The organism is Aeromonas media (genome assembly GCF_000819985.1).
Classification (GTDB): Bacteria; Pseudomonadota; Gammaproteobacteria; order Enterobacterales; family Aeromonadaceae; genus Aeromonas; species Aeromonas media.
The window spans coordinates 1-12,782 of record NZ_CDBZ01000046.1; the positions used below are offsets into that span (position 1 = coordinate 1).

Annotated in this window: 7 protein-coding genes; 4 read left to right on the forward strand and 3 right to left on the reverse strand. The window is 62.7% G+C overall.

Annotated elements, in window-relative coordinates; genetic code table 11:
- Positions 1-115 precede the first annotated feature (115 nt).
- Together BN1127_RS03615 and BN1127_RS03620 are read left to right on the forward strand one after the other, a co-directional pair.
- Positions 116-748, forward strand: coding sequence for a trimeric intracellular cation channel family protein (locus tag BN1127_RS03615; RefSeq protein WP_025326511.1), 633 nt, complete (start codon positions 116-118; stop codon positions 746-748).
- A gap of 101 nt (positions 749-849) precedes the next feature.
- Positions 850-1,242, forward strand: coding sequence for a hypothetical protein (locus tag BN1127_RS03620; protein WP_005326432.1), 393 nt, complete (start codon positions 850-852; stop codon positions 1,240-1,242).
- 74 nt (positions 1,243-1,316) lie between these two features.
- On the opposite strand, the gene thiI is transcribed toward BN1127_RS03620, so the two are convergent.
- On the reverse strand, positions 1,317-2,765 hold the full coding sequence (gene thiI, locus BN1127_RS03625; RefSeq protein ID WP_042648533.1) for a tRNA uracil 4-sulfurtransferase ThiI: 1,449 nt from the start codon (positions 2,763-2,765) through the stop codon (positions 1,317-1,319).
- Between the two features lie 175 nt (positions 2,766-2,940).
- On the opposite strand from thiI, the gene BN1127_RS03630 reads away from it, so the two are divergent.
- Entirely contained in the window at positions 2,941-3,900 is a 960-nt protein-coding gene (locus BN1127_RS03630; protein ID WP_042648537.1) for a hypothetical protein, read from the forward strand.
- A 72-nt stretch (positions 3,901-3,972) separates the two neighbouring features.
- Here BN1127_RS03630 and pbpC read toward each other — a convergent pair whose 3' ends face one another.
- Entirely contained in the window at positions 3,973-6,372 is a 2,400-nt protein-coding gene (gene pbpC / locus BN1127_RS03635; RefSeq protein WP_042648534.1) for a penicillin-binding protein 1C, read from the reverse strand.
- Positions 6,373-6,382: 10 nt separating this feature from the next.
- Entirely contained in the window at positions 6,383-11,251 is a 4,869-nt protein-coding gene (locus tag BN1127_RS03640) for an alpha-2-macroglobulin family protein (RefSeq protein ID WP_042648535.1), read from the reverse strand.
- A gap of 575 nt (positions 11,252-11,826) precedes the next feature.
- Between BN1127_RS03640 and BN1127_RS03645 the strand changes: the two genes are divergently transcribed.
- On the forward strand, positions 11,827-12,777 hold the full coding sequence (locus tag BN1127_RS03645; RefSeq protein ID WP_042648536.1) for an IS1595-like element ISKpn3 family transposase: 951 nt from the start codon (positions 11,827-11,829) through the stop codon (positions 12,775-12,777).
- Positions 12,778-12,782 lie beyond the last annotated feature (5 nt).

Here is a 12,782-nt window from a genome sequence, read left to right on the forward strand (position 1 = left end):
CCCCTGCCCCCAGAAACCCGCTCTGGCTCCCACTTTTGCATACCGGCATTGCTCACACGCGCCCCTTGCCCCTAAAATCGCCGCCCCATCATTTATTGGACGTGAGTTGTTCTCCATGCAGACACTGGTTGAGCAGATTGTTTACATCAGCGACATGTTTGGTACTGCGGTATTCGCGTTTTCGGGGGTATTGGTGGCAGGGCGCCTCAGAATGGACGGCTTCGGCGTCATGGTGCTGGCCGCGGTGACCGCCATCGGCGGTGGCACCATACGTGACATGATCCTGGGCGCCACCCCGGTATTCTGGGTACGCGACCCCCTCTACATCTGGGTCGTCATCGCCACGGCACTCATCGGCATGTGGATGGTCAAGTTGCCCCGCCGCATGCCCTGGTATGTGCTGCCGGTGGCAGATGCCTTCGGGCTGGCGCTCTTTACCGTGATTGGCGCCCAGAAGGCGCTCAACTTCGGCACCTCAGGGCTGATTGCGGTGCTCATGGGCACCATGACGGGTGTTGCTGGCGGCATGATCCGGGACGTGCTGGCCCGGGAAGTGCCCATGGTGCTGCAAAAGGAGATCTACGCCACCGCCTGCATCCTGGGGGGCATCCTCTATACCCTGGCGCTGGAGGTCAACATGGACAGGGTCACCGCCATGCTCATCTGCATGACGGCCGTTTTTGGCCTGCGGGTTGCCGCCATCTACTGGCATCTCTCCCTGCCGACCTTCTCGTTGCAGCGAAACTGAACCGGGTCTGGGTGGGCGAGATCCCACCCTTGCAGGGGCAAGATTGAACCAAGCCCGCTTTTCTGTTGTCATAGAGTGGTCGTTTCAAGCCGGATTACCTCATGCAAAAACTTGGGCTCATTACCACGCTGATTCTGATGATGGTGGCAGCGGCTCATGCGGGGGCACAGGCCCTGTTCGGGCGCCTGGCATCCACCCCGGTGCAGCAGTTCAACCAGCAGATCCGTCAGGCGAGCAGCAGTCAGCAGGGCTGGGTCAACGACTATCGCGAAGTGGCTCGCCGCTTCGTGGGTCATGAAGACGTGCCCACCCGCATCCATGCCCAGCAGTTGGACAACGATCTGGTGCTCTCGGTGGCCCTCGATGGCCAGAAGAGCGACATGCTCTACATCCTGACCCTGTTTCGCAGCAACAACCTGTGGCAGATGCGTCAGGCCGAGATGGGCTGGCGCTGCCAGGGCCAGGAGACCTTTACCCCAGTCCCCTGCCCCTGATCCTCACCGAAGATGTGAAATAAAAAAATCCGGCACCTTGGCCGGATTTTTTTATGGGCGCATGCACACCGCTATCAGGGGCGATACACCTTGACGTTGTCAAAGCCCTGCTCTTTCAGATAGAGCGCCTGCAGCTTGCTCATCACGCCGCGATCGCAATAGAGCAGGTAGGTCTGCTCCTTGGGCAGATCGCCAAAGGCAGTCGCCAGCTTGAAGAAGGGGATGTGCAGAACGTCGCGCCCTTCCACCACCAGCGGCTTCTCGTCGCGCTCATCACTGGATCGGATGTCCAGGATGACTTCGTTGGCGGCCAGCACCTGGGTGGTCTCCACCTCCTGCACCTGTGCGGCAGTCTCTTCGCCGATGCGGCGAATGTCGAGATAGCGGGCCTCGCTCACCACCTTGTCCAGGATGGCGAAGTCGAAGTTGGCCTCTTCCGCCTCGATGTTGGATAGCACTGCCTTGATGGTTGGCTTCTTGGAGATGACGCCGCAATACTCCGGCATTGTCTCTGCAAACTCCAGGGTACCGATGCGACGGGCCTCGCTGATGATGTCCGGCTTGTCCCAGGTGATGAGGGGGCGCAGGATCACCTTGTCGGTCACCCGATCGATGACGTTCAAGTTGGTGAGAGTCTGGCTGGAGACCTGGCCCACACACTCGCCGGTCACCAGGGCCTGGATCTGGAAGGTTTCCGCCACCTGGCCGGCGGCGCGCATCATCATCCGCTTGAGCACCACCCCCATCTGGCCGTTGTCGATCTTCTCGAGGATCTCGGCCACCACGGGCTCAAAGTCGATGGCGGTGAAACGCACCTTGTGGGAGGCGCCGAACTTGCTCCACAGGTAATAGGCGACCTGCTTGACCCCGATCTCGTGGGCAGCGCCACCGAGGTTGAAGAAGCAGTAGTGCACGCGGCAGCCGCGCTTGATGAACTGGTAGGAGGCCACGCCGGAGTCGAAGCCGCCGGAGAGCAGGCTCAGCACATCTTCCTGGGTCGCCATGGGGAAGCCGCCCATGCCGTGGTGGACGGCACTGATGATGTAGAGCTCGTCGTTTTCCACTTCCAGGTTGACCTGGATATCCGGCTTCTTGAGGCGCACACCGGCGGTTTCACAGTGCTGGTTGAGGCCACCGCCCACATAGCGCTCCAGCTCCAGGGAGCTGAAGTCGTGCTTGCCGACACGACGGGCGCGCACGCAGAAGGTCTTGCCTTTCAGGCGATCGCCCCAGACGGCGCGGGTCTGCTCGAAGATGTCGTGCAGATCGGTAAAGTTGCTCAGTTTCACTTCGAGGAAATACTGGATGCCCGGAATACAGGCCAGGGTCTCGAGATACTGGGCATGGAACTGATCGTTGCGGGAGCTCACTACCAGCTTGTCCCAGTCCATCCGCACGCGGGCGTCTTCGTCAAAGCGGCGCAACACGTTACGGATGTTGCCCTGCAGCATCTTGGTGAAACGCTGACGCACTGACTTGCTCTTGATGGTGATTTCGGGGAACAGCTTGATAATGAACTTCATGGTGTTGACTCGGGTGGCCTTGATTTAAGGGCGCGAATTATATCAGAAGTTTGGCGCCAGCGCCTACTGGCCAGGTGACGGCATATTTTCCCACACAATGTTTGCCGCAAGGCGGCAATCTTGCGTATATTCCCGAGCCTGCGCCTTGGCCACCGGCTTGAACACTGACGATCCGATGAAGACCTATATCTACTACCCCGGCATGGAAGTACGGGATGAACTCTGGCTCAAGTTTGCTCTGATCTATCTGGAGCGGCTCGCCTTCGTCTTCACCGTCAGCGAGAAGAGCGGCCTCACCGCCCTGCTCGATACCCTGCGCCAGCAGAGCGATCTGCTGGCCGAGCGGCCGGCACCAGCCTTCTTTGCCGCCATCACCCCCCAAATCGAAAATCAGATTACCGGCCTTATCGCCCCCGACTTCGTCCGCCACAAGGTGTTTGGCAACAAGGCGCTGATCACTCGCTGGCGCCAGCGTGCCAACCACGACTGCTTCTGCCCCGTCCAGCCGGGTCTGGAGCGGCTGCACGGTTTTTGCCTGACCCAGGGCTTTGCGACGCAGGATGAAGGGGGGATAAGAATGGCGCGGCGCTTTGCCAACCTGCTCTCCATGCGCCTCGCCCGTGAGTGGGCGCTCGCCAATGAGGGGGCCCTCATCACGGATCACGACTATCTGGACCGGCTGCTTCACCTGCTCGAATCCCGCTACCACAACAGGGGAGGCCAGGACTGCTTCCACCTCGAGATCCCGCTGCAAGTGCCCACTCACCTCGCCGAGATCTCCTTTGCGGAGCTGGTTGCCCTGCGCGGGCGCAGCGGTTTTCGCCAGCAGCTGGCGGCCTTCCACCAGGCTCTGGATGCCCTGCTCGCCATGCTTGGCAGCGGCTACGCCGACCCTGTGATACTGGCCCGCTTCGAGCAGGCGCAGCAGGGGCTCAACCAGCTGCTGGGCCCGGAGACCCGCAGCCTGCCACTCACCACCTTGGTCAGCTGCTCATTGCCCGCCATGGCGATGATCCACAGGCTCAAGGAGAGTCGTCCCGACAGCAGCCTTATCTTTCATCCCATCAAGAAGAGCCACTTTCACCAGCGCAAGAGCCAGCACTTCTTCACCCGGCTGGGTCAGGTCAAACCCTGAGCCAGCTTAGGCACAGAGGCTGCCGTCAAAATATTGTCACCCTGAACGGGTAGCCCCTTTGACTCGCCTCTCTCAGGAGGGGTTCTCCAACCGAAACTCGATGCGATCGCTGTTGCCCGCCTCGTCCACCACCACCAGCTGGTAGCGCCCCGCCTCGCTCAGCACCTGATCCCCGTCCCAGCGCAGCCGTTGGCCGTTGAGAAACCAGGCCGGCTTGCCCACGCCCCCCAGCACTCTGGGCTGCAGGCGGTAGCGCTGGCTGCGAATGAGGTTGCCCTCCCCCAGCGCCAGGATGCGAATGGGTGCCTGCAGCTCGGCGCTTCGCCCCTCCCCCGCACAACCACTTGCGAGCAGCGCCTGCCGCCGCTCGCCGGGCCCCCGCCAAGGCTCCAGCGACAATGGCCAGAGCGCCCGAAAACCGGATTGCGCCGCATCGTGGCAACGGGTCAGAGTCGGCTTGCCCTCCTTGGTCAACGCCACTTGCCGCAGCGGCGAGGGCCAGTCCATGGGATCCGGCAAGGTAGGGGGATCGCGCCCCTCCAGCAACCAGGCGCTCTGACGCTGCAGACAGGCCTCAGGCAGGGTCGTGCTCTCCTTGCGCCCCAGCGGCCAGCAAACATCGGCCTCGCTCACCGTGTTGGGTTGTGCCGGCAGGGGGCTGTTGTCGGCCAGCCGCGAGTATACCGAGAGCAGCAGCGGCACCGCAGCGCTCTGGCCGTAAAAACCGGGCATGGGGGTGCCGTCGGGGCGCCCCAGCCAGACGCCAATGGTCCAGCGACCGGAGACCCCCATGGCCCAACTGTCGCGATAGCCGTAGCTGGTGCCGGTCTTCCAGGCCAGTCGGTTGACGCGGCCGGTTGCCTCGCTGGCGAAGGGCTGATCCGCCCGCCCCTGCACACTCAATATTTGCCAGATGATCCAGGCCGCTCCCGGGCTCAGCAAGGGGCGGGGCACCGCCTGCTGCCCCGCCAGCCAGACCGGCATCGCTACCTGCCCCTGCCGGGTTAGCGCGCTGTAGAGCGCCACCAGCTGCTCGAGCCGGCTCCCCGCCGCCCCCAGCGCGATGGCCGGATTGGGTTTGTCGGAGAGCGCCAGCCGCACCCCGGCGTTGTCTAAGCGGCTGACCAACTTGTCCGGCCCAAGCGCCTCCAACACCTGCACCGCCGGCACGTTGAGGGATTGCTGCAGCGCCTGGGCGAGCGTCACCGGCCCCTGAAAGGCACCGGAAAAGTTGGCAGGGCGATACTCCGAGCCGAGCCTTGGCGCATCGGAGAGCAGAGAAGCCGAGTGCACCAAGCCCTCGTCCATGGCCAGACCGTAGATAAAGGGCTTCAGCGTAGAGCCGGGAGATCGGATCGCCTGCACCATGTCGAGATAACCGTGGCGGCGCAAATTGCCATACTCGGCGCTGCCTACATAGGCGCGCACCGCCATGGTTTTGTTGTCTACCAGCAGCAGGGCGGCGGAGGTCTGCTCGGGGAAACGGCGGATATAGCTTGCCACCCGCCCCTCCAGCCAGCGCTGCAGATCCCCGTCTATGGTGGTGTGCACCAGCGCCCCGGCCTGATGGTCGGCGGCGAGGCGGGCGAAGAGCGGCGCCTCCATCGGCGTGAAGTGACCACGGGCCAGCACCGGCTCGATGCGCCCCTCCAGCCACACCGGCTCGGGCCAAACGCCCTGCGCTACCAGTCGCTGCATCACCTTGTCACGGGCGGCGCGAGCTCGCTCGGGATGCCTGTCCGGCCGGTTGCGGCTGGGGGCCTGCGGCAGCACTGCCAGCAGCGCCGCCTCGGCATAGGTCAGCTTGGCCGCGCTCTTGCCGAGATAGGCAAAACTTGCCGCCTGCACCCCCTCCAAGTTGCCGCCAAAGGGCGCCCGGTTGAGGTAGACGGTGAGCAGGGTGCGCTTGTCGTAGTGCCACTCCAACTGCAGCGCGCGCGCCATCTGGCGCAGCTTGCCGGGCACGCTCCTGTGGTAGGGCTCGATAAGGCGCGCCACCTGCATGGTGAGGGTCGAGCCGCCCGACACGGCGCGCCCATAGCGCAGCCACTGCCAGATACCGCGCACCATGGCCACCGGATTGACCCCGGGATGGCGCCAAAAGTAGCGATCCTCGTAGCCCAGCAGCGCCTCGATATAGCGAGGGGAGACCTGCTCCAGCGTCACGGGGTAGCGCCACACCCCGCTGGTATCGGCAAAGGCACGCAGTGGCCGCCCCTTCATGTCGAGCACCACCCGCGCGTAGGCGGGGTCGAGCGGTGGCGGCGGGAAAATCCGATCCAGCACCAGCAGCGACAGAAACAGGGCGGCAGCCCCCAGCACCGAGAAGCGCAGCCAGCGTGGCAGACGGCCAAGCCAGCGCCAGCCAGCGCGGCCACTGCGAACCAAGCTCAGCCAGCCACGCTGCCAGAAAGTGAGCGGGCGAACCCGCTCAAGGGAGGGAACGTTACTCGGAGGGCGTCTGCGACTCATCAAGCGCCAGCTACTCAGAGATAGTTACCTCATGGATATCCTCACCCACTGCCCGCAGCTCGGGCCGGTACATATCCTCCACCTGGGTCGGTGGCACCTGATAGCGACCCGGCGTCACCGCCCGCATCAGGTAGACCAGCTGCTGGTTGCTCCCCTCGCTCAGATCCAGCGCTGCCGTGTAGCGGTCATCGCGAAACTCCTGATGCTTGAGATAGTCGTTCCACTCGCTCTGCCACGCCGGTTTCCCCTCGATGGAGAGCTCTTCGAGCTTGATGCTGTTGCCAAGGGCGGGGTTCTCCAGCTCGAAGCCAGCGGGCACCATCTCCACCAGCAGGGCATCAGGCACCGCTGATTCACTGCTGACATTGAGCCGCACCACCACCAGATCGCCCACCTTCACCTTGGCGGGATCAAACGGCTGACCGTCGCTGTTGAACCAGCTGCGGGTCACACTCATCCCTTTGCTGATCCGTGCTGGTGCTTGTTCGGGGTAACCGATCAGGGTGCGCTGCACATAGAGGGATCCCTTGCCCTCGTTGGTGACGGTACTCGCGGCCAGTGCCTCGGGGGCGCCCTGCTGCAGCGGAGCCGAACCGCTCAGGGATCCACTGCCAAGAGAGGAGGTCACCCTGGCCTGCCAGTCGACGGCCGGATCGAATCGGGCGAGTCGCAACAGGGCGAGCCGCTCCTGGGTGCTGAGCCACTGACGGTGAGCCAGGGTATCAGCCACCTTGGCGCTGAGATCGGGCCAGCGCTCCGCAGCCAGCTTGTGCTGGCGCAGCAGGGAGAGCTCAAGGGCTTCATCACGCAGCGGTGAGCCGTAATCCCCGAGATAGTCGTCCCCACGCTCGGTCGCCAAGGCCCGGCTGAGGGCCTTGGCGGCGTTCTGCTCATCCCCCATGGCCGAGAGGGCCAGTGAGAGGTGCAATAGCGGCAAGCCTGAGCGGGCGTGATCGGCCTGCTGCTCCCAGACAAGGCGCAGGGTAGCGAGCGGCGCCTTGCCCACCCGGGCCAGCACATAGGCGCTGTAGGCCTGATAGGCCAGCCGGCTGTGCTCGGGGGCACTGCTCCAGCGCTCGCCGTACTGACTGTCGGTGAGATAGCTTTGCAGCCGGTTCAGCGCCTGATTGAGCATCGCCTCCGGCACTGCATCGCCTGCCTCCTTGCGCGCCAGCAGGTAGTCGGTGGCATAGGCGGTGAGCCACTGCTCCTCGTCAGAGCGACCATCCCAGAGGCCAAAACCGCCGCTTGGCAGTTGCAACCGCTGCAGCCGTTGCAGCAGGGCGCGTTGCACATCCGCCTCGCTCGCCGCTTTCTTGCCCTCTGCAGGTTTGCTCCATGCGATGCGCTCATCCGCCGTGGTCAGCAAGTAAGGCCAGGCACGGGACAAGGTCTGCTCCAGACAGGCATAGGGATAGTCGGCCAGCGCCTGCCACTGGGCCGCCGGATCCCAGGGCGGGGTGCCGGAGAGGCTGAGCAGCCCCTGCAGGTTGGCGCGATCCAGCCCGGCCAGCTCAGCTGGTGCAAAGCTCATCTGCTGGCCGGGGGCCAACATCTGGTAGCGCTGGCGAGTCTCGGCCGGCCAAGGGGATCGCAGCGGCAAAGTCCAGTCGCGGCTGATGGCAAAATCCTTGCCGCTGGCCGCCAACTGCAAGCTTGCCGCACCGCTCGCCCCGGTCACGGTGAGCGGCAGGGTCAGCCACTGCTCTTCGCCGTTTTTAAGAGACAGCGTGCCAGGCAACTCACCGTTTGCCTTAAGCCCGCCATTGAGGGTCCAGACAAGGGAGAGGGTCTGATCCTCGCCGCTCATGTTGCGCAGCTGCACCAGCGCCCGGGTCTCATCGCCTCTGGCGCCAAAGCGCGGCCAGCCAATCTCGGCCACCAAGGGCGCCACCACCTTGACGGCGCGCTCGGCCTCACCGACTTGCTGTTCGTTCCAGGCCAGTGCCATCAGCGCCAGCTCGCCGTTGAAGTTGGGCAGATCGAGCGGGATCACCGCCTTGCCGCTCTCATCAAAGCTCACCTCGCCACTCCACAGCGCAGCTACTTCGACCCGGCTCTCCAGCGCGCCGCCCTTTTTCAGCGGCGCCCGGTCCCCCCCATAGTTGAGGCGGGCCAGCTTGCCATCCTGCGGCGGGATCACTTGCCCGTAGTTGTCGAACAAATCTTGAGCGAAGCGCTTGCGACCAAAGAAGATCTCGAACGGGTCGAGCGGCTGATAATCGCTGATGTTGAGCACGCCCCGATCCACCGCCGCCAGCACCACGCGGCCCTGACTGTTGGGGGTGGAGGTGGCGGTCACTTCCAGTCGGGTAAGCGGCACCGCCTTATCAGGCGCGCTCAGGGTGAGCGGCAGACGGCGCGCTTCCCGGTCCAGGGTGAGCGGCACCAGTCCGACCGAGCGCAGGCTCTGCCCCTGCGGCTTGCCAGCCGGTCTGGAGGCGCTGTCTGGTGCGACGATTTGAGCCGAAATGTGCAGATCATGACGCTGCCACTCGGGGCTGACCGGGATCTCGAACTCGCCGCGGGCATCCTTGGCATCGCCACCGGCACCCTTGAGCTCGATACGCTGCCACCAGCGCAGGCCGTCGCCATCTTCCACCAGCAGCAAGCCCTTGCCGGGGTGCGGGGCCACCAGGGTCACTTTTGCCTTGTCGCCCGCCTGATAGGCGCGTTTGTCGAGGGTGATGGCAATCTTGTCGGGCCGCGCCTGCTCGCCACCACCGCCCCAGGCGTAACTGCCGATCTCCACCCGCAGGCTCGATTGATGGCCCTGACTGTTCTCCACCTCCAATCGATACCAGCCCGCCGCCAGTTGCAAGCTGAGGGGGGTCGGCCCCTTGCCGTCCAGCTGCAGGGTCTGCTCCTGCTCCAGATAGGGCTGGCTGTTGAATTCGTACTTCCATCCCTCGCCATCGGCGTAGTGCCAGTAGTAGTCGCGGTATTCGTTGATAAGCCGCACCTTCACCGCCCCCGCCACCGGCTGGCCTTGCTCATCGAGGTTGAGGATCTGGAAGGGGAGCGGCTTGCCCCCTTCTACCCGATCGGCCACGAAGTCGGCCTTGAGTGCCGGCCACTGGCTGCCCGCAGGCCAGCCATACTGGGTGCGGCTGCGATTGACGGCGCGGCCGCCGGGTTCGGCGAGCGACACCCGATAGGCCACCTCCAGCGGCCCGAGGGCGCGCACCCCATCGAGCTCATCAGCTAACGAAAAAGTCCCCTGCCCCTGCGCATCGAGGGTGAGACTGATCGGTTCGAGATCCTTGGCCTGCTCGGCGAGCAGCACGTCACCCAGAGTGAACTCCTGCCACTGGGTAAAAGGCATGGTGGCGCGGCTGATTTTCACCTCCGCCTTCGCCTTGGTAGCGCTCGCCGGGGCTCCATAGAGATAGTCCCCTTGCAGCGGTAGGCTGAGGGCGTCGTCCAGATCCATGACTTCCCCATCCGGCCCCTTGCCAAGCTGCAGTTTCAGCCGCTCCGGCAAGAACTCCTCTACCAAAAAAGGCCATTCGAAGCGGCTACCGGCGGCGGTCTTGAGGTTGATGGTCCAGCGCCCGAGCGGCGCATCGTCCGGCAGGCGCAGGCCGTAGTGGGCCGCGCCAAGATTGTCCGGCAGCAGGCGCTTTTGTTCGAGCAACTGGCCGTCCGGCTGCTTCACCTCCAGCTCCACCGCCATGCCCGGCAGCAGCTGGCCATCCTGCCCTTTTAGCAGGATCTCGCTGTCGAGCCGCTCGCCGGGGCGATAGAGGTCGCGCCCGCTGAACAAATACAACTGCTGGGCCTGCCAGGGCTGGGTGCCGAGATCGAAGGTGGAGAGATCGAGCGCCGCACCATCGAGGCGCAGCACCGCCAGATGATTGCCCTGCTCGGCCAGCAGCAACCGAGCACCCTGCACCTGATCGAAGCGACGATGACCCTGGGGATCGGTGTTTTGCACCTGCAGTCGGTTGCCCTTCTCGTCGAGCAGGGAGAGCTGCACATCCTTGAGCGGGTCGGCGCTAGCCAGCGAGCTCACGAACACCTCCAGCTGCTCGCGATAACGACGGGCACTGAGCCCCATGTCGCTCACCGCGAAATAGGTGGTCTCCTTGCGCCAGTCGTAGTTGCCAAGGGGCGACATCACCGCAAAGTAGACGCCGGCCTCGGCCAGCTGCGGCTCCTTCACATTGATGAGGCGGGTCTCGCGCCGGTTGGCATCGAGCTCCAGCGCATAGCGGCCGCTGAATACCCGCTTGGCCCGCTGGGTGATCTGCTCAAGCTCCCAGTTGCCCATGCCGGCACCGGGGCGATATTCCGCCAGGAAACGGGGCAGATATTCCGCATCGACCCGGAAGAAGTCGATATTGACCTCGTCCACGTTGACCGCGCTGATGGGCAGGCGCAGCTCTTCGCGCAGCGGCAATACCATGCCGCTGGCGGTAAAGGAGGCCCCCGCCTCCAGCGGTCGGGTCTTGAGGGTCCAGTTCCGGGGGGATGGGCCCAGCCCCGCCTTGAGGCTCACCTCATAGCTTTTATCGGGCTGGACGTTCGGGAAATAGAGGGTGCGGCCATCGTCGGCGAGGATCCACTCCCCCTGCACCTGCTTGCCTCCCTCACTGACCGAAAGCCAGCTCTGCCATTTTGCCTTGGGTGCCAAGGGGCCGGAGAAGACCAGCGCCAGCGCCGGGGCATCGCGGTATTGGCGGGTGTTAGCTTGCACTACCGAACTCGGCGCCCCGGCCTCCTGCTGCACAGAGGATTCTGTGGTCGGTACTTGGCTGACAGGCTTGTCAGGGCCGCAACCGCTCAGCAGAGTACCAAGCCCCACTAATAACCAGGCTGACCAGGAAGGATGCAAACGAAGGAGGCGAGGCACAGCAGAGGACTTGAGGAGGTGCATAGAGGTCATCCCGGGTTGAGTCGCCGCCAGCGCAGCACAGGAGTCAATAGGATAAAACGTCGTTCCCATTAACACAAAGCTCAGTGCTGCGTACACTTCATCCATCACTACACCCCGTGACAGCAGAAATACCCGCTCATGAACCGGCAACAATATTTTCCATTCGAGACTATCTCTTTGAATGCTATTTTGTATAGGCAAACTCCCCCCATTTTCTGAACGCAGGCTAAACTGGGAACAACAGTTTGCTTGTGCGGCATGGGGGGATTCTTTATTCTCTTGCCTTACTGGCGCTGTTGAGCGAACCAACCAAATTTCAACCAGTTAAATATTCTTTTTACATGGATTGCCCATGCCTTAAATAAACCATGGGCAAAGTCAGAGGGCCCCCCCACTCTGATCTCAGAGTTATTTATTACTGTACAACCCGCCTGCTGGCCCGACGCACACGTCAGGCCAGCATGGTTGTGTGCTCATCCCCCGTCGGAGTCATACCAGAACCTGATTACCCATGATTAGCAGTCAGTTACCACGAACTATACTGATCTTACGTACAGTTATCGAGGTGCGAGATCATGGCCAAAAGCAAAATCCAATTCCAGAAAGGCTACAGCCTGTTTGAGTTTCTCAAGGACTATGGCACTGAGGCTCAGTGCGAAAATGCGCTGTTCACTTGGCGTTTTCCTAACGGCTTTGTCTGCCCTGAATGTGCCAACAAGACCTGTTGTCGCCTGAGCAGGCGGCCACGTGTGTGGCAATGCAATCACTGCCGTCACCAGATGTCATTGACTGGAAACACGATTTTCGCAAACACCAAGCTCCCACTGACCAAGTGGTTTCTGGCAATGCACCTGTTGTCACAAACCAAAACAGGCTTGTCAGCGATGGAGCTAAAGCGCCAGTTGGGCGTCAAATATGACACCGCCTGGATGCTCAAGCACAAGCTGCTGCAAGCCATGAAAGAGTCCGATGACAAGCAGCCCATCAGCGGCATCATTCAGCTCGATGATGTCTACTGGGGTGGCGAGCGCCGTGGTGGCAAACGGGGTCGGGGCGCGGCAGGCAAGACGCCGTTTGTGGCAGCAGTGGCCCTGAACAAGGAAGGACATCCAATCAAGATGCGGATGACGGTGGTCGATGGTTTCAAAACCAAGTCCGTTGCTGATTGGGCAAAACGGCATATTGCCAGTGGTAGCGCGGTGATATCCGATGGATTGGCCTGTTTCAAAGCGGTCAAGGAGGCCAATTGTGAGCACCTGGGTGTTGTCACCGGGGGCAACCTGGACTGGCTGGATCATCCGGCATTCAACTGGGTAAACACGATGATAGGAAATGTGAAAAACTCGCTGCGGGGCAGTTGCCATACGCTCGGAGCGAAGCATTTACCAAGGCATCTTGCGGAATACTGCTTCCGGTTTAATCATCGTTTTGACCTCAAGAGCATGTTGGTTGAATTGGGGCATGCAGTCGTGGCAAGCCCTCCGATGCCATATCGGCTCTTGAAGCTGGCTGAGGGTCATGGGTAATCAGG

Excerpts from the sequence above, each read along its gene's own strand:
- BN1127_RS03640 (WP_042648535.1), bottom strand. The coding sequence starts at position 11,251 with ATGCACCTCCTCAAGTCCTCTGCTGTGCCTCGCCTCCTTCGTTTGCAT.
- thiI (WP_042648533.1), bottom strand. The coding sequence starts at position 2,765 with ATGAAGTTCATTATCAAGCTGTTCCCCGAAATCACCATCAAGAGCAAG.
- BN1127_RS03615 (WP_025326511.1), top strand. The coding sequence starts at position 116 with ATGCAGACACTGGTTGAGCAGATTGTTTACATCAGCGACATGTTTGGT.
- pbpC (WP_042648534.1), bottom strand. The coding sequence starts at position 6,372 with ATGAGTCGCAGACGCCCTCCGAGTAACGTTCCCTCCCTTGAGCGGGTT.
- BN1127_RS03630 (WP_042648537.1), top strand. The coding sequence starts at position 2,941 with ATGAAGACCTATATCTACTACCCCGGCATGGAAGTACGGGATGAACTC.
- BN1127_RS03620 (WP_005326432.1), top strand. The coding sequence starts at position 850 with ATGCAAAAACTTGGGCTCATTACCACGCTGATTCTGATGATGGTGGCA.
- BN1127_RS03645 (WP_042648536.1), top strand. The coding sequence starts at position 11,827 with ATGGCCAAAAGCAAAATCCAATTCCAGAAAGGCTACAGCCTGTTTGAG.